The sequence below is a fragment of the Niallia sp. FSL M8-0099 genome (assembly GCF_038006945.1).
GTDB lineage: Bacteria > Bacillota > Bacilli > Bacillales > Cytobacillaceae > Niallia > Niallia circulans.
The window spans coordinates 1,524,387-1,548,828 of the sequence record NZ_JBBOWF010000002.1 but is presented as its reverse complement, the minus strand read 5'-3'; the positions used below and the strand labels follow the sequence as shown (position 1 = coordinate 1,548,828).

Here is a 24,442-nt window from a genome sequence, read left to right as displayed (position 1 = left end):
GAAGAAATTGGACAAGAAAGAAATGATCAGAATAAACCAATTGAATAAATCATTTGGAGACTTACATGTATTGAAAAATATTGATTTGACTGTTTATGAAAGTGATGTCGTTTGTTTAATAGGATCAAGTGGTTCAGGGAAAAGTACCCTCCTTCGCTGTTTGAATTTTTTAGAAAAAAAGGATAACGGCAGCATTATCATTGAGGGGAATGAGGTTAACCCAAGCACGGACAACTTGAACAAAATTAGGGAAAAGGTAGGAATGGTATTTCAAAATTTCAACTTATTTCCACATAAAACCGTACTGGAAAATATTATTGAAGCACCTATCATGGTAAAGGGTGTAGACAAAGATAAAGCTATCTCCAAAGCAAAACAGTTACTGCAAAAAGTAGATTTAGAGGATAAGGCAGATGTTTATCCTAGTAAACTATCAGGTGGGCAAAAGCAGCGGGTAGCCATTGCCAGAGCACTTGCAATGGAACCAGATATTATGCTCTTTGATGAGCCGACATCAGCACTGGATCCCGAGCTAGTGGGAGAGGTATTAACAACGATGAAAGACTTAGCAGAAGAAGGAATGACCATGGTGGTTGTAACCCACGAAATGGGATTTGCTAAAGAAGTAGCAGATAGTATTGTGTATATGCATGATGGAAAAATTATTGAACACGGTACAGCTGAGCAATTTTTTAACAATCCAAAAGAAGAAAGAACACAAGAATTTTTAAAAGCTACGATGCTTAAATAACAAAGAAGTCCTGTCTATACTTTAGGCAGGACTTCTTTGTTATTGTATTTGTAAATTGGATAAATTTCGTAGTATACGCTTGTAAATCTAAAGAAGACAGCCACTCATGATTCATTTTAATAGAGCTAAGAAGAGCATAATATTCCTTCACTTTTCTTTTCCAAAGACAGACCATAAAAGCAAGAATGAGGACGAAATGGTGGTAGATTACTTGTTAAAATAGGTCCAATAAAAGATTTGGAGGACAATAAAAATGAATAAGATGAAGGAATTCAAGGAACTACACTTTTCAGATGATTTATTATTTCTTGGAAACGCCTGGGATCTTCTTTCAGCTTTAACACTAGAAAAGGCTGGATTTAAAGCAATTGGTACAACTAGTTGGGGAATTGCTAACTCATTAGGATATTCAGATGGAGAATTAATTGATTTTGATCGACACTTAGCTATAATCCAAACGATTACAGAGAATGTAAAAATCCCTGTTTCCGCTGATATTGAAGCTGGATACAGTGAGGATCCTGATCAGATTATTAATAATGTATTAAGGACAGCTGAGATTGGAGTCGCTGGTATCAATATAGAGGATTCATTGAAAAAATCAAATGAATTGAGAGAAATAACGCAGCATTGTAAACTAATGGAAAAAATGAGGGCAGCCTTAGATAGAAGTGGTTATAAAGACTTTTATATCAATGCCAGAACGGATACTTACTTAAAGGGGAAAAATCCCTTGCTGGAAACAATGGAACGAGCTCATGCATATGTGGAGAGTGGTGCCAGCGGGATTTTTGTTCCTGGGTTAAGAGAGGAAAAGGAAATTAAAGAAATTACAAAGAATGTTAGCGCTCCACTAAATCTATTATCTTTACCTGGGCTGACGAATTGTAATATGCTTAAAGAATTAGGAGTAAGACGATTTAGTTTTGGAAATGCCCTATCTGATAGTGTAATTGCTTATTTAGAAAAAAAGGCAGGCAAATTATTAGAGCTTAAGGATACGTCCTCTTTGTATGAAAAAGAAGCACTAGGATGAAAGGATAGTGGTTTATATGTCGACTAATCTCAATCTTTCATTTGAAGAGATGTGGGAGAAGATCATCAGTTGTGATCGTAAGTATGATGGGATATTTTTTACCGCAGTAAAAACAACAAAAATATATTGCCGTCCTTCCTGCAGATCACGGAAGCCTAAAAAGAAAAATGTTGAATTTTACCATGATAGGAATGAAGTTGAAAAAGCTGGGTACCGTCCTTGCAAAAGGTGCCAGCCAGAAGTTGAGCATTCTCCTCATATTGAACTTGTCAGAAATATCATTACCTTCCTAGTCAATCATTATAAACAAAATTTGATATTAAAGGATATAGCAGCCCATGTCGGTTTGAGTCCCTTTTATTTGGAACGATTGTTTAAAAAGGAAACTGCTGAAACTCCACGTGCTTATTTAGAAAAAATACGCATTGATAAAGCGGCCCACCTTCTCAAAAGCACTGCTATGACAAACCTAGAAATTTGTTATGAGGTGGGTTTCCAGAGTTCCTCTAATTTTTACAAAGTATTTAGAAGCATAAAAAACTGTTCTCCTAGTGAATATCGCAAGGGATACCAACATGAATTGGATTGATTATGAATCTTATATAGAGATTTATCCTCCAAAGGAATTTAATTTTGAAGAGTGTTTAGTTTTTTTAGGCAGATCCAATCAGGAAGTGCTTCATCGGATGGAAGAGGGATTTTTATACAAATTGATAAAAGTGAATGAATCGTTGATTTTATGTAAAGTTGGATCAATCAATCATGCCATAAAGGTCGAATTTCCATTGAATCCTGAATCCAATGACATCCACGAAAAAGTGGCGGAGTATATTTGGGAATGGTTTGATTTGGATCAGGATTTGGAGAGCTTTTACCAAGTCGCAGATAAAGATAAGGTGTTAAGGACACTTACCCATAAATATCATGGTTTAAGAATTATGTGCATTCCCGATTTATTTGAGGCGATCGTGTGGGCAATTATGGGTCAGCAAATTAATTTAACATTTGCTTATACTTTAAAGAAACGTTTTGTTGAAAAATACGGAGAAAGCCTGACATTCCAAGAGGAAACCTTTTGGTTATTCCCCTCATTTGAAAAAATTGCGTCCATCCATGTCGATGATTTAAGGGAACTTCAATTTACTACAAGGAAGGCTGAATACATCATTGGCATTGCTAAAGATATGCAAAGTGGCAAATTAACAAAAGAATTATTACTTATGAAACAAGATGATCATCAAGTAAAAAAATCTCTTCTGTTGATAAGAGGGATAGGAGCATGGACGGCAGAGTATGTCATGATGAAATGCCTCCACTACACCTCCTCCTTCCCAGTTTCAGATGTCGGCCTTCATAATGCATTAAAGAATGTACTAGAGCTTAAGAGTAAACCGACTATAGAAAAAACAGAAGAATTAGCAGAAGGTTGGAAAGGCTGGCAGGCATATGCAACTTTTTATCTTTGGAGGTCATTATATGACAAAAATACATAAATTAGATTATGAATCGCCGATTGGAAAGATAGAAATAATTGGTACCCATGAAGCAATTATTTCTATTTTATTTTCTGAAGAAAATGATAAGAGCGTGAATTCATTACAACCAGAAACTCCTTTCGTTTTAGTAGAATGCTATAACCAGCTCGACGAATATTTTAAAGGCAAGCGTCATGAATTTTCCATCCCATACCAATTGGAAGGAACAGATTTTCAAAGCGCGGTATGGAACGCTTTAATAAAAATACCGTATGCTGAAACGGGGTCCTATAAGGATATAGCCATTTCTATCGGGAATGAAAAAGCGATTAGAGCTGTAGGAAGTGCAAATGGAAAAAACAAGTTAAGCATTGTCATTCCTTGTCACAGAGTAATCGGATCAAATGGGACATTAACTGGCTATGCAGGAGGTTTATGGAGGAAAGAATGGCTGCTTCAACATGAGAAAACGTATCACAAGTAATTGAAATGTTAATGATAATCCACACCAATCATTAAAGATTGGTATGGATTTTTTATTTTTATTATAGAAGAGAGTAATAATAGTTCCTTTTATTACTCAATAGGGTAATGGTTTCAGCTATCATTTTTACTCCCCATTTTATTTGATGATCTTGTACTTGTGATATACATAAACGGATGAGATTATCCTTCTTGTAGTGGGTCAAGAACATTCTATCCGCATCATCAATTAATATCAGTTTTTCAGATAATAAAAGAGCTAGTCTTTTGGCTGATACATTTTCAGGTAAATAAATAGAGAGATAAAAACCGCTATCCGGTTGCGTGTAATGTGTCCCCTCAGGAAGTAATTCTTCACAAGCACTTTTTAGTAATTGCATTCTATGAAAATAAACTTCTTTTATTTTTTTTATATGACTTTTATACATCCCGCTTTTTAAATAGATTTCTAACGCACCTTGTGAAAGGACGGAACTATTAAAGTCCGAACTAAATTTATAGCGTAAGAAGTTATTTATCATTATTTTTGGCAATACCACTCCAGCAATACGCAGCCCTGGAAGAAATACCTTTGAGAAACTTTTAATATAAATGACTCTTCCAGAAGTGTCATAAGAGAATAATGGATCAGATTTTTTGTTGCGGTCTAATTCACCCAAAAAGTCGTCTTCCACAATATAAACGTCATACTTATTTGCCAGCTCCACTATTTTTTTCTTCTCATTATTCGTATAAGAATGTCCAAGGGGGTTATGAAATCTTGGAATGATATAGAAAAACTTAATGTTATTATTTTTAAAAATATATTCAAGACGGTCTAAATCGATACCGTTCATGGAGAGTTCTATCCCAAAGGTGGAAACTTGATGTATTTGCAGTGATTCAATCATGCCAAAATAGGTTGGCTGCTCAATAAGAATATTTTTTTTGCCGTTTGGAAAAGGGAGTGCTGTAAGCAGATGAATAGCTTGTTGTGAGCCTGAAACAATTACAACACGATCAGGATCGGTGAATACTTGTGAATCTTGAAGATTTTTAACTATTTCTGTACGTAAGGAGTAAAAGCCTTGATGATCTGAATAGGTGAATACATCCTTTTTGTATATTTCGATAGCTTGATTTAAGCAATGCTGAAATTCTAGATAAGGAATTAAATGGTTGTCTGGTCCAGCTGATAAAAAATCAACAATGGTAGAATCCTCGGCAGAGAGGGCAAATTCATTTACGATATAATAGCCGCTTTGAGGTATTGCATAAACTAAGTGTTCTTTTTCTAGCTCACTGTAAGCTTTAATCACCGTATTTTTACTACAGGAAAACATTTCAGACAACTGGCGAACAGAAGGTAATTTACTACCAGCGACAAGTGTCCCATTTGTAAGTTGATTCTTAATTTCCTCTACAATTTTTTTGTATTTTGTGCTCAAAATAATGGCCAACCTCCTCAAACTGTACCATGACAGATTTAGAAAATAGATATGTATATTTGGTTTCTGTATCAGGTATTATCTAAATTATAGCAAAACTGTCACTGTATATTTAGGTTTCTTAAGACAGAAAAAAATAGTAGGAGGAAAACGAATGGAAAAGGAAAAATTGGGGTTATTATTAGGCTTGGTGGGAGTAATTTGTTTTAGTTTAACCTTACCAGCTACCAGTATTTCTGTTGAATATTTTGGTACTACCGTGGTTGGATTAGGAAGAACGGTTCTTGCAGCAATTATAGCTGGTATCGTGCTTGTTGTTGGAAAGGAGAGAGTTCCTAATCGGCAGCAATTTAAAAGTATCGTAATTGTCGCCATGGGCGCTGTCTTAGGATTTCCATTACTAACTTCATGGGCAATGCAAGCACTACCAGTTTCGCATGGAGCGGTTGAAGTGGCTTTATTGCCATTAGCTACAGCAGGGATTGCGATGTTAAGAGCTGGAGAAAAACCTTCAGTGAGATTTTGGATTGCCAGTTTAATCGGTGCCGGTGCTGTAATTTTTTATGCAGTTAATTTAGGTTTTGGCAAACTTCAGTTTGCAGATTTGGCACTTTTGACAGCAGTCATTATTTTAGGTTTTAGTTATGCCGAAGGGGGCAAGCTTTCCAAAGAAATAGGAAGTTGGCAAGTAATAGCATGGGCCATCGTTATTGGAGCGCCATTTTTCGTCATTCCAGTTGTAATGGATTTTTCTGTTGAAATGTTAACTGCCCCATTTCAAGCTTGGGTTAGCTTATTCTATTTAGCTATTGTAAGCCAGTTTTTAGCATACATTGTTTGGTATGGCGGCATGGCATTAGGAGGTGTTGCAAGGGTTAGCCAGCTTCAATATATACAACCTTTTATTATGATTATCTTTGCAACAATCTTTTTAGATGAGTCGATAACGCTTGTAACGATCGTAACAGCAATAATTGTAGTCGTTTCGGTAATCGTTGGGAAAAATGCTCCGATATCAAAAAAGACATCACCCTCAGATAGAATAAAAAATATTGATTTAAGATAAATAAAGATAGAAAGATCAGAAAAAGGAAAAATACATTTTTTCTTTTTCTGATGAAGTTGTTAATCTGATAATTTAATGACCTGGAGGAGGGTTATACTTACAACCTCCTTTTTAATAAAAACCCAAACAATCTATGGATTACTTTTGGTCTTTCCGAATTATTGTTTGGGTATAAAACTTAAGTTCTCGCTGTTTCTACCATTAATAACATTAAGTCCTTTCTTGTAGTCTCAAGTGGATCATTTATAGATCTATTAACTATTTATAGTTACCCAGACTTTATAAATAAATGAATCCTCCACCTTTAATCCTTGACGAATACTGAAACTTTTTTCTGTATGAACAACAAAATCAGGATTAGTAGCTAGAAAAAATGAAAGAGCGTATGCTATTTTATAATCTGGAGTTATATATCCATTTATTGTTCTACCGTGTATTTCGTTTGCTATAGAATCAGCCCATACCTCTGATTCTCTTAAAGTTTCAAAAATAATAGTTTCTTTTTTCCATTCAATCTCCATCATTTACAACCTCATTTCTTTATTTCTTATGTTTCGGTTTATGTCTTTGGGGCATTTTGTAAGTAAGAAATCGCTAACCTGTTCATGTCGGATTAGTACCAATTATTGGCCAATTAAGACTAACAATGTCATCTTTGTTAAGTGAATAACTTTGACCCTTAGTTTGATAATTCTTTAAGCTTCCATGAGAATTATATGATGCTCCTTCAATCTTTTTATAGCTTTACCGTTTACTATTGCAGAAGGCATTTTAACTACTACAATTGGTCTCTCCTTTTCATTTTATAGTTAATGTTCAACATAAATATATGTTTCCTTAAAAAATAGCATATCGCCATTGCTGTAATCCATATTCATTTAAACTAGGATTTCTTCTTTTCAAATAATAGATCCAAATTAAAGGGGGTTCCCTAACTTGAAAAAAGTGGTTACTATATGGAGGATTACATGTGGACACACAAAAAACATATCCATAGCTTAAGTTTAAGTTAGGAATAAACTGCCGTATGAAACAAAGGAGTATAACATGAGAAAACGCAGTATTACTGTCAAGTTATTCGCTGTAACGTCTATATTCTTTTTGGTGTTTTACGCCATGATTATGATATTTCAGTTAGTATTCTTTGACCGTTTTTATCAACATCATAAAACGAAAGAAGCAGCAAGGCACATCCATCAGTTAGCAGAGGGATATGAGCAAAATTCTTGGAGTGAAGCAGAACTGACAAAACAGACCTTGTCCTACATAAAGAAGACAAAAAGTCCGTTGACGATTGTGGACACAGAAGGTTATCAGTTGGTACAAGATCCTTTTAATATCATGTTGGATACAGAGGATGGCGAAATTGTGGAAGTATCGCTTTCGTTACTCATCACAGATTACGGAAAACAAGTACAAGCATTAAATATTGCAAAGGGAGATAAAGTGATTGTGCAAGGGGAAGTAGATGCTCTAGTTCCTTCAGTCATTTATCCATCTATTATTACGAAGGATAGCTCTAGTGTCGGAGAAAGTCAGGCTGAGAATGAAGTGACCATCAAAGGGAAGGTAAAAAGTATTTCGCTGCCTAAGGGGAAAGTGGCAAGTAGAGGGTTAGGAATTCTCTATGATGCACTATTGGAATGGTTTCCTCTTCAAGAGAAGCAGATAAAGCAGCTTTCTGAAGGAGAAAGCCTGCAGCTAGACTGGGTGGAGTCATGGAGTGGAAAACATTATTTAGTATTAATGGAGCCAATTAAGAAAGACGGAGAAATGCAAATTATGTTCTCTGTCACATCTCTTCAGGAAATCAGAGATACCAATGAATCGCTCCGAATATTTTATGTATATATCGGGATTGCTGGCTTTATTCTCATTCTTTTATTGTCGTTATTCTTCTCTCGTCTTGTTAGTAGACCATTAATTAAGCTAAATGAAATGGCAAAAAAAATGGTGCATCTAGACTTCACATCGCTGAAGCCGATTAAGCAGAAGGATGAGCTGGGGAGTTTGGCGAACAACATGCTAGTTATGGCGCAAAACTTGGATATTGCATTAAATGGTTTGAAAGAAGCCAACGGAAAGCTGAAGGAAGATATGGAAAAACGACTGCAAATGGAGAAGGAGCAACGTGAATTTTTCGAACATGCTTCCCATGAACTGAAGACCCCTCTTAGTATTGTTAAAAGCTTTGCAGAGGGACTGCAAGATGGAATCAGTCCTGATAAACAAGATCACTATATAGAAGTAATTATTGAGGAATCAGAAAAGATGGAAGTGCTGATTAAGAATATGCTGGATTTGGCTAAGTTGGAGAATGGTGCAATCAAACTACGGAAAACATCTTTCTTGCTTAGTGAAATGATTGAGGATTTGGCAAATAAACTATTTTGCATAGCCAAAGAGAAAAATGTGGTAATTGAAATTATGCCGAAGAATGAACAGCATATTTTGGCAGATTATGAGTGGATGGAACGGGTAATGAAAAATCTTCTTATTAATGCAATCCGCCACAGCGAACCTGACTCTGTCATTAGGATTCGTATCGAATTAGATCAGGAAAATGGCAACAGTGTGTTCCAAATCGAAAATACAGGTGCACAGATACCAGAAGAACAGCTGGATAAAATCTGGAAACGTTTCTATCGGGCTGAATCTTCTCGCAGCCGAATGACGGGTGGGACAGGATTAGGATTGGCCATTGTTCAGCAAATACTTAGCCTGCATGGCTTTCATTATGGAGCAGAAAACATACCAGGCGGTGTGCGTTTCTATATTTACTTTTGTTAATGGTAATAATTTCTTATTAGGACACATGAAAGACATATAACCTTGTTAATATCTTTAAATTGGAAGGAAGATTCACGATGGGGAAGAAAGTATTGCTTGTCGAGGATGAAGTGAGAATTCGAGAAGTCGTAGCTGATTATTTTAAAAAGGACGGCTGGGAAGTATATGAAACGGATAATGGCAGCAGTGCAATAGATTGGTTTGATGCTATATATCCTGATTTAGTTATTCTTGATATTATGATGCCGCAAATGGATGGGTTTGCTGTCACCAAGCAGGTTCGCATGAACTCTGGCGTACCCATTATTCTGCTGACAGCGAAATCCAGTGATGATGATAAAATCCATGGCTTTGAACTTGGAGCTGATGATTATGTTACCAAGCCGTTCAGTCCAAAAGTGTTAGTAGCACGCGCTAATTCTTTAATGAAACGGGCAAAAGAGCATTATCTGCCGACCGGTCATATGATAAGCTTCGGTGAGGCAATTGTTAATACAAAGTCTCATCAGCTTCAGCTTGCAGGCCAACAAGTCGAATTGACGCCAAAAGAATATGAATTATTAGTTTTCTTGCTTCAGCATAAAAATAATGTCCTTTCACGGGAAACAATTTTGAATCATGTATGGGGATTCGACTTCGATGGTGATAGTCGAGTTGTGGATACACATATTAAAAAGCTTAGGGCTAAATTAAGCTTTGAATCCCATCATATCCGGACTGTTATTGGAACAGGCTATAAGTTTGAATAAAAGAAAGGAGAGAGAAGATGAATAAGCTTAAACAGTTGTATAGGCATACTGGCGTCCGGTTTGCTTTACAGACTTGTTTTTATTTTGCCATCCTCATTACCTTATTCTTGATGTATGGCTTCCATACGGCCAATACAGGCAACTATATTTATAATGATTTCTAAATGGAGAAGATAATAAAATGAAACTTTTAACTCGTATTGCGCAGCATGCGGTAAGAAAATCAGAACAGATAGCATATCGTACAGAAGGCCAGATGCTGACTTATGGAATGCTCTGGGATAAATCAAGAAGGCTGGCAAGCTTATTACATGCTATTAAGCTTGAGAGGCAGACGCCAATTGTAGTGTATGGACATATGGGAATAGATATGCCGGTATCGTTTCTCGCTTGTGTTCAGGCCGGCCATCCTTATATACCGGTAGATACGTCGATTCCAATCGAACGGGTACGTCTTATTGTCGAAAAGTCCGGTGCTGGAGTGGTAATTAATACGACAACTAGCAAGCTGGATTTTGATGGTGTTATAGTTTTACAAATGCTAGAAATGCATTTGGAACAAATAGAGCATATTGGAGAAGAGTACTGGGTCCAAAGTGATGAGGTTTTTTATATCATTTATACGTCCGGCAGTACTGGAAATCCTAAGGGAGTTCAAATAACTGCAGCGAATCTACAATCCTTTACCGATTGGATGACAGGGGACTTTCCGTTAGGGGAAGGAAAGGTATTCTTGAACCAGGCACCCTTTTCATTCGATTTGTCTGTAATGGACTTTTATCCAGCCTTACAGAGTGGGGGTACCATTCATACGCTGGAGAAAGAAGTAAGCAATAAACCGAAGCTTTTGTTTGAGAACTTAAGTCATTCGTCTATACAAATATGGACCTCGACACCATCCTTTGTGCAAATGTGTTTTCCTAATCCTGATTTTGATCAAAAGATGCTTCCAGAGCTTGAACTATTCCTTTTCTGTGGGGAAGTATTGCCACTTGCTGTAGCCAAGGAGCTGAAGGAGCGTTTCCCAAGAGCGAGAATTTTTAATACCTATGGACCTACAGAAGCAACAGTAGCGGTGACGTCTATTGAAATCACGGAAGAATTGCTTACGAAAGAGAAGGCTCTGCCAGTAGGCTATCCAAAATCGGATATGAGGGTTTTCGTTTTAGATGAATTGGATAATCCGCTCCCAGAAGGAGAAAAAGGTGAACTTATTCTTGCGGGGCCAAGTGTATCAAAAGGATATCTCGGTGAGCCGCAACTGACAGAAAAGGCATTTGGCATGATAAACGGAATGAATGTATATCGTACTGGAGATGCAGGCTTCATTCAAGACGGTGTGGTGTACTGCCAAGGAAGAATGGATTATCAAATCAAGCTGCATGGCTATCGGATGGAACTGGAAGAAATTGAGTTCCACCTGAATCAGTCTGAATATATTAAGAATGCCATTATTATTCCTTATGCACCAAATGAAGAAATTGAATACTTGATTGCGGCAGTTGTTCCAGAGGATCATGATTTTGATAAGGAATTCAAACTGACAGCTGCTATCCGTAAGGATCTTGCTTTGCGCTTGCCAGCATATATGATTCCTCGTAAATTTACGTATCATTCTTCTATTCCAATGACGATAAATGGAAAAGCAGACCGTAAGAAGATGAAGGAAGAGGTACTCGCATGACCCCGTATAGCTCTTTCCTTTTCTTCATAATTCTAGGTATCTTGCTGCTGCCGACGATAATCCTCGGTATAAAGGGCAAGAACCTGCGTTTTTACAATGTATTTGTTTCTATTGTTGTATTGGCCATTATCTTTTCTGGTGGGAATGCAGGCTTTTTCTCGTTAGTAGTTTTCACTATCCTTCAAGTGATATTGGTAAAAGGCTATATTCATTATCGCCAGGAAAAGAATAGTAGTCTCGTATTTTATGTAATAAGCTTTCTATCCATTCTGCCTTTAATTTTATCTAAAGTCTTGCCTATTTTGGCAGTGGATAATTGGGCGAGTTTTCTAGGTATCTCTTATCTGACATTCCGAGCTGTCCAAATTATTATTGAAACAAGAGATGGATTGATTAAAAATCAGCTTTCGATTTATCAGCTTGTTAATTTTATGTTATTTTATCCGACCATTTCATCGGGGCCGATTGACCGTTTCCGTCGATTTGAGAAGGATGAGAATAAGCGTTGGACACCAGAGGAATACAGAGATCTGCTTTATAAAGGGATTAACAAAATCTTCCTTGGTTTTTTGTATAAATTTATAATCGGCTATTGCATTAATGCGTATTTCATCATGAATTTAACTTATATTGCTGATGGTAAGCTTTCTTATCACCTGCTATACATGTACAGCTATAGCCTATACCTATTCTTTGACTTTGCCGGCTATACGGCATTTGCAGTCGGAGTCAGTTATATAATGGGTATCCGGTCACCGGAGAACTTTAATAAGCCATTTATGAGCCGTAATATAAAGGATTTCTGGAATCGATGGCATATGTCTTTGTCATTTTGGTTCCGTGATTATGTGTTTATGCGCTTTGTTTTCTTAATAAAGAAGAAAAAATGGATAAAGAACAATATGCTCGTTTCAAATTTAGGGTATATTCTCCTGTTCCTTTTGATGGGTGTATGGCATGGATTAGAGATTCAATACATCATTTATGGAGCATATCATGCCCTGATGATGAGCGGTTTTAATTTCTTCGAGACTTGGAATAAAAAACATAAACGCTGGCCAACAGGAAAAGCGATGACAGTGGTTTCTATCATTATTACTTTCCATGTCGTTTGTTTCGGTTTTTATCTGTTTTCCGGCAAACCATTTCAATAAAAAGGGGATCTATCTATGAATTTTAAAGAAAAAGTACTACAAGTTATTGCAGAAGTTTGTCAAGATGATGTGGTGAAAGAAGAGCATGATTTGGATTTATTCGATTCAGGATTGATCGATTCATTTGGGACTGTAGAATTACTTGTTAAATTTGAGGAACAACTTGATATCAATGTACCAATTACAGAGTTCGACCGAGATACATGGAATACACCAAATGCTATCGTTGAACGTCTGAATGAGCTGAAATAATGAAGAAGAAATATTTATTTGGACCAATCATTCTTGCATTGGTCCTGTTTGCCGGGGTTGTATTTATACCCACATCATGGCTGGCTAAGCTAGTTCCTGCTGATCGGTTAGAGGAATCTGCAATCAGTTTAGAGCCAAGTATGTTCCAAGGAACATACTTACAAAATGAGATGCTCAAAAGTTCGACCTATGTTCCGATTTATGGCTCTTCGGAGTTGTCACGCTGGGATCCATTTCATCCATCAAATTATTTCGAAATGAATTCCGCCCCATTCACACCTTATTTAATAGGAAAAGGCGGAATGACATCTATTATTCATGATTTAAACTTTGCAACACATGCTGCTCAATTGAAGAACAAGCAAATGGTCATCATAGTATCGCCGCAATGGTTTGTAAAGCATGGGACAGACGAACAGCATTTTGCACCAAATTATTCTGCCCTGCAAGCGTACCAGCTTCCGTTTAATAAGGATGTGGATGAGCAGGTGAAACGAAAATTGATGGAGCGGCTGATGTCATATAATGCGGTCAAGAATGATACGGTACTCTATCAACTTTATGATGCCTATCTAAATGACAAGAAGACAATGTTTAAAATGTTATCCGTTCCTGCAAAGGGGTATATATCCATCCTTAAGAAAAAGGATTTATATTTTACACTTTTGAAAGATAAACCAACCAATCGACATCAGTCAGCTGAAGTGAAGGATAAGACTTGGGAAGAATTACGTGCACAAGCTGATGCCTATGGCAAAAAACGGACACAGCATTCTAAATTTTACATTGATGATAAAGTATATAAGCATAAGAATGATTATATGAAGAGTATGAAAGGAAAGAACAAAGGCCATTCCTATGCTGAATCGCTGGAGTACGATGATTTTCAGCTGATGCTTGATATTCTAAAAAAGGCAGAAGCTGAACCGCTTTTTGTTATCATTCCAGTTAATGGTGCTTATTATGATTACACAGGCTTTCCTAAAAAAGGGCGGCAAGGTTATTACAATCGTATAAAGAAACAGATAAGCGATAACGGCTTTAACTATGCTGATTACTCCGGCCATGAGCACGATCCCTATTTTATGAGGGATACGATTCATATTGGCTGGAAGGGCTGGGTTTATGTAAGTGAGGATATGCAAAGATTCCTTGAATAGCATTAGGACGATTCACGTATGAAGTGGATCGTCTTCTTCTATTTCGACAAAGTGTATTTTGAAATTAAGATGAATGAATGACAATATAGTTCATTTAAGGCCGTCATTTTAAATATTCAAGGAGAATCAAGTGAAAAATAGCGTATAATAGGAGCTTACGGAAATAATAAAAGAATAATCCAAAATAAAAGAGGCTTTGTTATGAGTGGAAAAGGTTTTCATGCATTTAATTTAAGTAATCAAATAGTAAAAGCTCTAGATAGTTTAGAATATAAAAATCCAACAGAGGTTCAAAATAAAGTTATCCCCCTTGTGTTAGAAAAGATTGATCTTGTTGTAAAATCCCAAACTGGAAGTGGTAAGACAGCTTCCTATGGAATTCCTATTTGTGAATTAGTGGAATGGGAAGAGAATAAACCACAAGCGTTAATATTAACACCAACAAGAGAACTTGCTGTTCAAGTCAAAGATGACTTTATTGATATAGGAAGACTGAAGAGGATTAAAGCAACAGCTGTATATGGAAAACAGCCGTTTGCCATCCAAAAAACAGAATTAAAGCAAAAAACACATGTAGTAGTTGGTACTCCAGGTCGCGTATTAGATCATATCGAGAGAGGAACATTGACCTTAGAAAAATTGAACTATCTTGTGATCGATGAAGCGGACGAGATGCTAAACATGGGATTTATTGAACAGGTAGAGGCAATAATCAGGGCTTTACCAAAAAAAAGAGTAACTATGCTGTTTTCAGCAACGTTGCCGGAGGAAGTTAAAGAGCTATCCCAGCGCTATATGAAGACACCTATTGACATTGAAATCAAGGCAAATGGACTGACTACCGATAAAATTGACCATACGCTTATAAAAGTAGAGGAAAAAGAAAAATTCTCTCTTCTTCAAGCTATAACGATTGTAGAGAATCCTGATAGTTGTATTATCTTTTGTCGGACAAAAGATAGGGTGGACATGCTGAGTGATCAATTAACGGACTTAGGATATAACTGTGATCAAATTCATGGCGGGATGGTACAGGAAGATAGACTGGATGTTATGAATGATTTTAAAAGGGGAGAATTCCGCTACTTAGCTGCGACAGATGTAGCAGCTAGAGGAATTGATATTGATAATATATCCCATGTGATCAACTATGATATTCCTTTAGAAAAGGAAAGCTATGTTCATCGTACTGGAAGAACTGGACGAGCAGGTAAACAAGGAAGAGCCATTACCTTCATGACACCATTTGAAGAGAAGTTTTTACAGGAGATAGAAGAATATATCGGCTTTAAAATTCCTACAAGGGCTGTTCCTGCAGAGGAGGAAGTTGCCGATAAGCGATCTGACTTTGAGGCAAAAAAGAAGGTTGAGCCGGCGATTAAAAAGGCAAAAAATGAGAAATTAAATAAACATATTATGAAATTATACTTTAATGGCGGTAAAAAAAAGAAGATTCGAGCAGTGGACTTTGTTGGAACAATTGCAAAAATTGAAGGGGTATCAGCAGAGGATATTGGGATTATTACGATTATGGATACTTTTTCGTATGTAGAGATTTTGAATGATAAAGGACGTGTCGTGCTCGAAAAGATGAAGAATACACCAATTAAGGGTAAATCCTTAAAGGTATATGAAGCAAAGAAGGACTGACAAAGGCTTTAGAACAGTTCGCAGTCAAGATTAATTTAAAAAAAATGGAGCAGACTGAATACGCATAGACTCTTAGGGGAGCTGTGAGATAGTTCGAGCCCCCCTACAAAGCTCGTCCCATGAAACCAAAGTGTATTCAGTCTGCGGATGATTACTACTAACTTCTTTCTTAAAATGAATAAAAAACGCGAACAATTGTCCTAATCAAATTTACACAGATTACTAAAGTATTTATACTACTTTTTCTTTTAAAAAGAGGGAAAATATCACACTATAAAAGCCTGGGAAAAATCACCACCTAAATTTCGACAAAAACTTCAAAAAGTAGTTTGACATTCATCTTAATAACCCCTATATTAATAGAATGCAAAAAACTAAACTATCTGAATCTTTTCAAAAAATAGTTTAATTGGAGGTCATCTTATGGAACAACGTCAGCAATGGGGGTCGCGCTATGGCTTTATCATGGCGGCTGTAGGCTCAGCAGTTGGTTTAGGAAATATTTGGAGGTTTCCAGCAGTTGCTTATGAGAATGGGGGAGGAGCATTTTTCTTACCTTATTTATTTGCGATCTTAACAGCAGGTATCCCAATATTAATATTAGAATTCACTATCGGACAAAAATTTCGTGGTTCCGCACCACTTTCTCTATTCCGTTTAAATAAAAAAGCAGAGTGGCTTGGCTGGTGGCAGTTGTTAATTGCCTTTGTTATCTGTACTTATTATTCTGTCATTGTCGCATGGGCTATTAAGTTCACTATTTATTCATTTGGGACCCAATGGGGTTCAAATCCGGAAAGTTTCTTTTTCAATGATGTTTTAAAGAGAGCAGATACAGCTGGAACGATTGGCGGGTTAGTTCCTGGTATTGTCATTCCAGTACTTTTTGTATGGGTTGTAGCGTTATTTGTATTGTATCGTGGAGTTTCTAAAGGCATTGAAAAATTAAATAGGATATTCCTTCCTGTTCTTATTGTGATGTTTTTGGTAATCGTTATTCGTGCCTTAACATTAGATGGAGCTGCCCAAGGCTTGAATGCTTTCTTTAAGCCAAACTGGGATATGATTTTGGACGGAAAAGTTTGGATTGCTGCATATGGGCAAATTTTCTTTTCTTTATCGATTGGTTTTGCCATCATGATTACTTATTCTAGCTATCTACCAAAAAAATCAGATATCAATAATAATGCGTTTATTACAGCATTTGCAAATTCTGGATTCGAATTATTAGCGGGGATCGGTGTTTTTGCTGCTCTTGGATTTATGGCTAACCAACAAGGTGTGGAGGTCCAAGATGTAGTCAGCAGTGGAATTGGACTAGCATTTGTGGTTTTCCCAAGCATCATCAATGAATTTCCTAGTATGAACGGATTATTTGGGGTATTATTTTTCCTTTCTCTTGTTTTTGCCGGTTTGACATCCATGATTTCAATCGTCGAAACCTTTATAGCAGGTGTGCAAGAGAAATTTAATGTATCAAGAACAAAAGCAGTATTAACAAGCGGAATTGCTGCAACAGTTATCTCCCTGCTTTTCGCAACAAATGGCGGTTTATATTTACTGGATGTAGTGGACTACTTTATTAATAATTTTGGAATTGTTACGGCAGGATTTGTAGAAGTAATCTTAATTGCATGGTTCTTTAGAGGATTAAACGGATTACAGTCACATACGAATGCTATTTCTGACTTGCGTATTGGTGCATGGTGGAAATTTTGTTTAAGTGTTATAACACCTATTGTTCTAGGCTATATGATGTTTGATAATATTCGCCAAAACTTAAGAGAAAATTATGGAGGATATCCAACAGAATTGATTCTGTCTGCCGGTGTGCTTGTGGTTGCGCTAAGCATCATTATTGGAGTTCTTCTATCCAGGAAAAAATGGAATGCGAAAATAGCTCTAGACAAAAATAAGGAGGTTGCTTAATATGTCAGCTAGTGCAATCACTATGATGATAGTGGGAATGATCATCCTCTGGGGTGGTTTAGCAGCCAGCATCTTTAACGTTGTAAGAGTATCTAAAAAGGCAAAATAATGACTAAAAGGATTGGTCCATCATAGCGGCCAATCCTTTTTAAGTGAAGGAACAGTGAAGCTGTTTTGAAGGGTATATCAATTAGAAATCCGAACTTGTTTTCGCTGCTCTAGCCTTTGATAAATCAGTGCAACGATCATTGCTGGCAGACTGCAAGCTAGCATACCAAGAAAGGCATATCTTGGTTCTATTTCGTATAAAAAGCCTCCAAGCATGGTGAATACGGCAGTGCTCCAGCTCAGAGCGAGAGCTGAGTATATGCCTTGTGCTTTTGGGATTTGTGCCTGTGGAATATTGTTGATCAAATATTTCATAAAGGCGTAATGTCCCATCGCAAATGAAAAGGCGTGTAAAGTTTGCGTTAGGCAGAAAACAATGACATTAGGAAACGCAAAAATGATTATCCATCGCAGAGAAGAACCAGCTGCTGCTATTGCCAATAACGTACCGACAGAGAATCTACTAAAGTGTTTATCTGCTATGGAAAAAAAGATGATTTCTGCAATGACGGCTATGTTAATGATTACTCCAATGAGATAAATAGGTGCATGTATATCCTGAAGAAAAATATAGCCATAATTATAGTAAGCAGCATGGGCTGCTTGAAGCAAAATGACAATAATAAGTACTAAAATAAAATGTTTGATGCGAAATAGTTGCAGCAAACTTATTTTTTCTGCTGGCTTAACTTGTGGTTTTTTCGCTAAAATTGCAGGTGCATTCATAAAACTAAGACCTACAAAGCTAATAATCCCTAGTAAGAGAGCCCAAAAAATGATCTCATCCCCGAACTTACCTGTAAAAATAGTTAATATGACTCCTACTGAAACAAACCCAATAGATCCCCATTGGCGGCTTCTCCCATAGTGTTTTAATTGTTTATTCTGCACAAGGACACTCGCGGCACTATCTAAAGCTGGCATTAGAGTTGGATAAAATAGATGTAAAATAACCGTTACGATTAATAGACCGGAATAAGAGTTTGTTAGCATATAACCACTAATAGAGACAAGTGTGCCGGCGCCCATTATATTTAATAACGTTTTACTACTAAATTTCTCCGACAAATAAGGAAAGGCAAATAATGTTGACAGCCCTCTAGCGATTAAGCCAAGACTCATAATGAAGCTGGCTTGTGAGACGGAGATTCCCTTTGTATAAATTAACCAGCCAGACCAATAAGGCAGGAATATTCCCCAAGTCATAAAAAAACTAAAAAAACGTGTACTCATCCATCGTTGTGTATTCATTCTTATCCTCCTCATTCATTTGCATGGTATCATAGAAGTAAAGATAAATAATAGGAGATATCTCTTATTTATGGAGGCAGAAGATGCAAATTTACAAAGGAGATAAAAAGCAGCAATTTTTAACAAGGAATTCAATTGCTGATCTATTTTCTTTCCAAGTAGAAGAGTATATAGAAATTCATGAATACCAGCGGGATGAATGGATTATAAAAGAAGGAATGAGACCGGATTATTTATTTTTTGTAATGGAAGGAAAAGCGAAAATATATGTAACACATCAAAATGGAAAGGTATCTTTAATAAATTTCATTAATGCAAATGATTATATTGGCGAAATGGAATTACTGCATGATGTGTATTATACAAAGGGCATACAAGCATCAACTAAAGTTATTTGTTTTGCTCTTCCGTTTTATTATTATCGAACAAAATTGTTGGAGGATGCTAAGTTTTTGCGTGAGCTTACAAGGTTTTTAAGTGAAAAGGCAACAGTAATGGCAGCTAAGTATTCGCAAACCCTTGCTTTTCCCCTTGAAAATAGACTTGCAGACTTTATCTTGCAAACGGCAGACAATGGAATTTATAAGGAGAAACATGTGATTGTTTGTGATTATTTAGGGGTATCCTATCGCCATTTGTTATACATGCTTACAAAATTTTGTGAAAAACAATATTTGCAAAAGAACGGAAGAAATTATCAAATAAAGGATTATCAGTCTTTAAAGAAACTTGCAGAAGCTTTAAAGAATAAATAATCTACAGGAAAAATTTTCTTAAAGAGACAAAGTGAATATGGGAAAAACTAGAATTGAAAAACGGGTTGACTAAACTCGACCAAATACGGTACTATTAAAATTAATTGAATAAGACCTCACTTTTTTACAGTGAGGTAGAGGCGCGATATTTAACAGTCTTTAGTGGAGTTTGAGAAGCTATGATGCTAAGGAGAAGGAAATGTCGCCGAAGTTTGTAATATTTCTCCGTATTACATGCTGGGTCTGTAGTTAAGAGCTGCAGGACTGTCTCAATAAACGCCTAGTTTATTGAGTTGTGCTATCTCATTTGGGATAAAGAGAGGACTTTAGGGCTATTACATATACTACGACCTGAGTTGATCTCAGGTCGTTTTTTTTGTTTTAGTAGATTGAAAGAAAAATAGGAGGAGAGACAACATGAGAAACAAATTATTAATGATGATGGTTTTAATGGTCTCAGCCATGCTTTTATTGGCAGGCTGTGGAGCAAGTGATAAGCAAGCTTCTGGATCATCAGATGACAATACATTTAGAGTAGGACTGGAAGCAGGATATGCTCCTTTTAACTGGACACAAAACGATGATTCCAATGGGGCTGTTAAAATCAAAGGATCTTCAGAATATGCTAGTGGATATGATGTAGAAATTGCTAAAAAAGTGGCTGAAGGTCTCGGAAAAGAATTAGTCATTGTAAAAACAGAATGGGACGGGCTAGTACCAGCGTTAGTTTCAGGGAAAATAGATGCTATTATTGCAGGGATGTCACCAACTGCAGACCGTAAAGAAACTGTTGACTTTTCAGATAGCTATTATAAATCAAATTTAGTAATGGTAGTAAAAAAAGGCAGCAAGTATGAAAAGGCTTCTTCTATTCAGGATTTTAAAGGTGCTAAAGTTACAGCACAGCTAAATACCTTTCACTATTCTGTCATTGACCAAATTGAAGGGGTAGAAAAAAAGACAGCTATGGATAACTTCCCAGCCATGAGGGTTGCTTTAGAGTCTGGTGTTATTGATGGCTACGTATCAGAACGTCCTGAAGCAGTTAGTGCGTCAACTGCAAATGATAAATTTGCAATGGTTGAATTTAAGGAAGGATTTAAAACATCAGAAGAAGACACATCCATTGCTGTAGGGCTGCAAAAGGATAGTGATTTAACAGAGAAGATTAATAAAATCTTAGCAGATATCCCAGAGAAAGAACGTACAAGCTTGATGGATAATGCAATCAAAAATCAACCAGCAGCAGAATAAAAAAGAACAAAACCGGCTGTATATCTTAATACAGGCGGTTTTATACAGTAAGTGAGGAGAAAAAATGAGTCTTGAGTGGATCATTAAAATAATTTCAGAAAACTGGCCGATGTTTCTTCGTGGTGCTGGGTTAACACTTATCATTGCCTTGATAGGGACCATTATTGGAGCTGCTATTGGATTGATTGCGGGGGTTATCCGCACTATTCCAACACCGGAACGCGGCATAAAAAAGTTTATTTTAAAAGTAATTAATATCATCCTGTCTATCTATATTGAATTCTTCCGTGGAACACCAATGATTGTTCAAGCAATGGTTATTTATTATGGTTCTGCGCTAGCATTTGGTATAGACATGAATGTTTTTGCTGCAGCAATCATTGTAGTCTCCATTAATACAGGTGCCTATATGGCAGAAATCGTTCGAGGGGGGATTATTTCTGTTGATAAAGGGCAGTTTGAAGCAGCGCATGCGATTGGAATGAATCATGTGCAGACAATGTGGAACATTGTATTGCCACAGGTCATCCGTAATATTTTACCTGCAACTGGTAACCAATTTGTTATTAATATTAAGGATACCTCTGTATTAAACGTTATTTCTGTTACTGAATTATATTTTGTGACAAAATCAATTTCTGGAAATAATTTTAAGTATTTTGAATCATTCTTCGTAGCGTGTCTAATTTATTTTGTAATGACCTTTATTGTTACGAGAATATTGTTATATATGGAGAGAAAGTTAGAAGGGTCCGATAGCTACACTGTTATCGGAACAGATGCACAACCATTAAGGGGTAAATTAAAATAAGGAAGAAGGTGAATAAGGTTGGACAAAATTATTGATATCAAGCATTTGAATAAATCCTATGGGAAACATGAGGTATTAAGAGATATTGATTTTTCCGTTAATAAAGGTGAAGTGGTTTCGATCATTGGTTCCTCTGGTTCTGGTAAATCAACGCTTCTTCGGTGTATAAATCTATTAGAAAAGCCAAGTGGCGGGGAGATATTCTACCATGGCGAAAATATATTAGATGAAAAACATGATGTTGCGCTCTACCGAAAAAATTTAGGGATGGTATTTCAGCAATTTAACTTATTTAACAATCATAATGTACTGAACAATTGTATAGTAGGCCAAATAAAAGTTTTAAAACGCTCTAAAGAAGAGGCCGAAAAAGTAGCAATGCATTACTTAAATGTTGTGGGAATGGACAAGTATATTAATGCGAAGCCAAAACAATTATCAGGCGGTCAAAAGCAGCGTGTGGCAATCGCAAGAGCCTTATCCATGAATCCTGATGTGATGCTATTTGACGAACCTACATCAGCTCTTGATCCAGAAATGGTAGGAGAAGTACTGAAGGTCATGAAGGAGCTTGCACATTCTGGCTTAACGATGATAGTGGTAACACATGAAATGGAATTTGCAAAAGAAGTATCAGACAGAGTTATCTTCATGGACAAGGGCGTTATTGCGGAAGAAGGAAGTCCGGAACAAATCTTCCACCATCCTGTACAAGAACGTACGAAAGAATTCTTAAAGCGCACCATTGTACAGCCACAAGTCAGCCTATAGTACTTTCATGGAAAGACTTGTTATAGTGGTTCTCTTTTGTAAATTGTAAATCATCTGTTAAAAGAATCGAAAGAAAGCAGTATAATTTTCTAATTTCTTCTATGATGAGAAATAGTTTCCGGTGATTTAGAGAGAAAAATGGTGAAGCATGGCATCAGTAGTGACAAGGTTGATTAGATAACATAACTAGATAAAGAGAAGTCAATGGGCTTCTCTTTTTTTATGGCCATTTATAAATGGAATTATAGTTTCAATGTTATTTTTGTATAATAATTTAATGGTGTTTTTCATATTGGATGAGTCAATTTTATTTTTAAATAAATAGTTAATTATAAATAAGGTTTATAAAAAAATGGAATCTTTAATTATATCAATATACATCAATAAGTCCATTTACCTATATATATAATGAATGGTATAATAGTTATAAATATACATTTTCTAACAAACAAGGAGAGACCTCATTATGCTCTTATTAGGAAAGAAAAAGGAAGAATTATATTTTTCCTCTTTAGGAACCATACAAGTTGATTTTAATTTGCCCAAAGAATTACAAACCCAAATTGAAATGATTGGATTAACAGAGCTAGATGTGAAGCGATTATTTGTTTTGCAGCCAATTATAGAAAGAGAAGCACAGCAACTAGTAAATTCATTTTATGAAACTATTGGGAAGGAACCTTCCTTAATTACAATTATTAATACCTATAGCAATGTTGAAAAACTTGGAAAAACATTATATCACCATATTAAAGAAATATTTTCTGGGAAGGTAAATGAATCTTACGTCATGCAGAGAAAAAGAATTGCCCATGTCCATGTCAAAATCGGATTAGGAACGAAGTGGTATGTTAATGCCTTTCAACAGCTGCTGAATACAATTATAGAAGTTTTCTACAAAGAAATTAAAAATAAAGCGGAATTATTTGAAGCTGTTAGTTCTCTCCAAAAAATCTTTAGTTTAGAACAACAATTGGTATTAGAATCCTATGAATTGAGGGAAGAGTCTCTTCGTAAAGTAAAAGAAGCAGAAAAAGAAAAAATACAGGAAACAATGAAAGAAACCGCTCATGAGTTATCAGCAATTTCGGAAGAAACAAGTGCCTCTTTAAAAGAGCTCATCAGCCAATTTGAAAAAATTCAAATACTCACTAAAGATGGAGGGCAAGCCATTCAAAAGGTAGAAGAATTATCTGAAGACGGAAAAGGGAGAATGAGCCAAGAAAAAGAGTCCGCCAGTTTAATAAGAAATCAGATTCTTGTTCTGCAAGATGAAATCAGGAAAATGAGTATGGTTAGCCAAAGGATTGATAGTATAGTAGACGTAGTAACTTCTATTGCTAATCAAATCAATCTTCTGGCATTAAATGCATCGATTGAATCCGCTCGTGCAGGAGAACAAGGCAAAGGATTTGCAGTTGTAGCAGGGGAAATTAGAAAATTATCGAGTTTAACTAAACAATCTACAGAAGAAATTGGTTCTTTAGTGAAGGATATTTCTCAACAAGTGAAACAAGTGCATATTTCAGTTACCGATTTTAATGAGGATATCGTAAAAAACCAAAAAATCACGGAAGAAACAATCGAGTTTTTTAATCAAATTGTCCATGCGGTTCAGCAATCAAAAGAAAAAACAGAAATAATATTTACCGAGATAAAAAACAGTGATTTAATTGTCAATCAACTTTATCAAGCAACAAATGAAATAAATCATTCAGCTGAAATGTTAGCTAACTAAACAAATAAATGAATTGGATTAGGGAATTTTATCAAAAAATTAAAATAAATCATAGGAAAAGATAAACAAGAATTTAACTAGAAGATAACTGGTTGTATGCCGCTGCTTTTATGAGTGAATAAGAAAGGTATTATGTCATAAAGTGTTG

General features: G+C 36.1%; 24 protein-coding genes and 1 riboswitch. Of the genes, 21 read left to right on the top strand and 3 right to left on the bottom strand.

Features of this window, described 5'->3' with window-relative positions; translation table 11 throughout:
• Positions 1-22 precede the first annotated feature (22 nt).
• The 5 genes from NSQ92_RS22110 to NSQ92_RS22090 all read left to right on the top strand — a co-directional run bounded on the left by NSQ92_RS22110 (position 23) and on the right by NSQ92_RS22090 (position 3,746).
• Positions 23-751, top strand: a complete 729-nt coding sequence (locus tag NSQ92_RS22110; protein WP_061797312.1) for an amino acid ABC transporter ATP-binding protein — start codon at positions 23-25, stop codon at positions 749-751.
• A 253-nt stretch (positions 752-1,004) separates the two neighbouring features.
• Positions 1,005-1,787 carry an isocitrate lyase/PEP mutase family protein gene (locus NSQ92_RS22105; protein WP_047940990.1) on the top strand — a complete coding sequence of 261 codons (783 nt, stop codon included), beginning with the start codon at positions 1,005-1,007 and terminating at the stop codon, positions 1,785-1,787.
• Positions 1,788-1,803: 16 nt separating this feature from the next.
• Positions 1,804-2,376, top strand: a complete 573-nt coding sequence (locus NSQ92_RS22100; RefSeq protein ID WP_047941053.1) for a bifunctional transcriptional activator/DNA repair enzyme AdaA — start codon at positions 1,804-1,806, stop codon at positions 2,374-2,376.
• Positions 2,363-3,280 carry a DNA-3-methyladenine glycosylase family protein gene (locus tag NSQ92_RS22095; RefSeq protein WP_047940989.1) on the top strand — a complete coding sequence of 306 codons (918 nt, stop codon included), beginning with the start codon at positions 2,363-2,365 and terminating at the stop codon, positions 3,278-3,280. The genes NSQ92_RS22100 and NSQ92_RS22095 overlap by 14 nt, the downstream gene beginning before the upstream one ends.
• Complete coding sequence (locus tag NSQ92_RS22090) at positions 3,264-3,746, top strand: methylated-DNA--[protein]-cysteine S-methyltransferase (RefSeq protein WP_047940988.1); 483 nt, start codon at positions 3,264-3,266, stop codon at positions 3,744-3,746. Before NSQ92_RS22095 ends, NSQ92_RS22090 begins: the two co-directional genes overlap by 17 nt.
• Before the next feature lie 61 nt (positions 3,747-3,807).
• Here NSQ92_RS22090 and NSQ92_RS22085 read toward each other — a convergent pair whose 3' ends face one another.
• Positions 3,808-5,172: an aminotransferase-like domain-containing protein gene (locus NSQ92_RS22085; protein WP_047940987.1), complete on the bottom strand. Its 1,365-nt coding sequence runs from the start codon at positions 5,170-5,172 to the stop codon at positions 3,808-3,810.
• A 154-nt stretch (positions 5,173-5,326) separates the two neighbouring features.
• On the opposite strand from NSQ92_RS22085, the gene NSQ92_RS22080 reads away from it, so the two are divergent.
• On the top strand, positions 5,327-6,238 hold the full coding sequence (locus tag NSQ92_RS22080; protein ID WP_047940986.1) for a DMT family transporter: 912 nt from the start codon (positions 5,327-5,329) through the stop codon (positions 6,236-6,238).
• A gap of 254 nt (positions 6,239-6,492) precedes the next feature.
• Here the strand turns inward: NSQ92_RS22080 and NSQ92_RS22075 are convergent, their stop codons facing one another.
• Positions 6,493-6,753 (bottom strand): hypothetical protein, encoded by a 261-nt coding sequence (locus NSQ92_RS22075; RefSeq protein WP_047941052.1) that lies wholly within the window; start codon positions 6,751-6,753, stop codon positions 6,493-6,495.
• 532 nt (positions 6,754-7,285) lie between these two features.
• On the opposite strand from NSQ92_RS22075, the gene NSQ92_RS22070 reads away from it, so the two are divergent.
• The 10 genes from NSQ92_RS22070 to NSQ92_RS22025 all read left to right on the top strand — a co-directional run bounded on the left by NSQ92_RS22070 (position 7,286) and on the right by NSQ92_RS22025 (position 17,715).
• The gene (locus NSQ92_RS22070; RefSeq protein WP_251687794.1) at positions 7,286-9,028 is read left to right on the top strand and encodes a sensor histidine kinase; all 1,743 of its coding nucleotides are present in this window, start codon (positions 7,286-7,288) and stop codon (positions 9,026-9,028) included.
• A gap of 77 nt (positions 9,029-9,105) precedes the next feature.
• Positions 9,106-9,777: a response regulator transcription factor gene (locus NSQ92_RS22065; RefSeq protein WP_047940984.1), complete on the top strand. Its 672-nt coding sequence runs from the start codon at positions 9,106-9,108 to the stop codon at positions 9,775-9,777.
• A 17-nt stretch (positions 9,778-9,794) separates the two neighbouring features.
• Positions 9,795-9,941, top strand: a complete 147-nt coding sequence (locus tag NSQ92_RS22060; protein ID WP_082138248.1) for a teichoic acid D-Ala incorporation-associated protein DltX — start codon at positions 9,795-9,797, stop codon at positions 9,939-9,941.
• Between the two features lie 17 nt (positions 9,942-9,958).
• Positions 9,959-11,461, top strand: a complete 1,503-nt coding sequence (gene dltA / locus NSQ92_RS22055; RefSeq protein ID WP_341153234.1) for a D-alanine--poly(phosphoribitol) ligase subunit DltA — start codon at positions 9,959-9,961, stop codon at positions 11,459-11,461.
• Positions 11,458-12,615 (top strand): D-alanyl-lipoteichoic acid biosynthesis protein DltB, encoded by a 1,158-nt coding sequence (dltB, locus tag NSQ92_RS22050; RefSeq protein WP_047940982.1) that lies wholly within the window; start codon positions 11,458-11,460, stop codon positions 12,613-12,615. The genes dltA and dltB overlap by 4 nt, the downstream gene beginning before the upstream one ends.
• 15 nt (positions 12,616-12,630) lie before the next feature.
• Positions 12,631-12,867 (top strand): D-alanine--poly(phosphoribitol) ligase subunit DltC, encoded by a 237-nt coding sequence (gene dltC, locus NSQ92_RS22045; protein WP_047940981.1) that lies wholly within the window; start codon positions 12,631-12,633, stop codon positions 12,865-12,867.
• Positions 12,867-14,027, top strand: coding sequence for a D-alanyl-lipoteichoic acid biosynthesis protein DltD (gene dltD / locus NSQ92_RS22040; protein WP_061797140.1), 1,161 nt, complete (start codon positions 12,867-12,869; stop codon positions 14,025-14,027). The genes dltC and dltD overlap by 1 nt, the downstream gene beginning before the upstream one ends.
• A 201-nt stretch (positions 14,028-14,228) precedes the next feature.
• Positions 14,229-15,677, top strand: coding sequence for a DEAD/DEAH box helicase (locus tag NSQ92_RS22035; protein WP_336044786.1), 1,449 nt, complete (start codon positions 14,229-14,231; stop codon positions 15,675-15,677).
• A gap of 423 nt (positions 15,678-16,100) precedes the next feature.
• Positions 16,101-17,606 (top strand): sodium-dependent transporter, encoded by a 1,506-nt coding sequence (locus tag NSQ92_RS22030; protein WP_163187303.1) that lies wholly within the window; start codon positions 16,101-16,103, stop codon positions 17,604-17,606.
• Between the two features lies 1 nt (position 17,607).
• Entirely contained in the window at positions 17,608-17,715 is a 108-nt protein-coding gene (locus NSQ92_RS22025) for a methionine/alanine import family NSS transporter small subunit (protein ID WP_123258587.1), read from the top strand.
• Positions 17,716-17,792: 77 nt separating this feature from the next.
• Here NSQ92_RS22025 and NSQ92_RS22020 read toward each other — a convergent pair whose 3' ends face one another.
• Complete coding sequence (locus NSQ92_RS22020; RefSeq protein ID WP_336044785.1) at positions 17,793-18,965, bottom strand: MFS transporter; 1,173 nt, start codon at positions 18,963-18,965, stop codon at positions 17,793-17,795.
• A gap of 83 nt (positions 18,966-19,048) precedes the next feature.
• On the opposite strand from NSQ92_RS22020, the gene yeiL reads away from it, so the two are divergent.
• The 5 genes from yeiL to NSQ92_RS21995 all read left to right on the top strand — a co-directional run bounded on the left by yeiL (position 19,049) and on the right by NSQ92_RS21995 (position 24,294).
• Positions 19,049-19,720, top strand: coding sequence for a transcriptional regulator YeiL (gene yeiL, locus NSQ92_RS22015; protein WP_095258317.1), 672 nt, complete (start codon positions 19,049-19,051; stop codon positions 19,718-19,720).
• A 127-nt stretch (positions 19,721-19,847) separates the two neighbouring features.
• A riboswitch (Lysine riboswitch) is annotated at positions 19,848-20,029 on the top strand.
• 108 nt (positions 20,030-20,137) lie between these two features.
• Positions 20,138-20,974 (top strand): transporter substrate-binding domain-containing protein, encoded by an 837-nt coding sequence (locus NSQ92_RS22010; protein ID WP_144544981.1) that lies wholly within the window; start codon positions 20,138-20,140, stop codon positions 20,972-20,974.
• 64 nt (positions 20,975-21,038) lie between these two features.
• A complete protein-coding gene (locus NSQ92_RS22005; RefSeq protein ID WP_047940974.1) occupies positions 21,039-21,785 on the top strand; it encodes an amino acid ABC transporter permease in 747 nt (248 codons plus the stop codon).
• An 18-nt stretch (positions 21,786-21,803) separates the two neighbouring features.
• Complete coding sequence (locus NSQ92_RS22000) at positions 21,804-22,556, top strand: amino acid ABC transporter ATP-binding protein (protein ID WP_144580542.1); 753 nt, start codon at positions 21,804-21,806, stop codon at positions 22,554-22,556.
• Positions 22,557-23,022: 466 nt separating this feature from the next.
• Entirely contained in the window at positions 23,023-24,294 is a 1,272-nt protein-coding gene (locus NSQ92_RS21995; RefSeq protein WP_328283391.1) for a globin-coupled sensor protein, read from the top strand.
• The last annotated feature ends 148 nt before the right edge of the window (positions 24,295-24,442 follow it).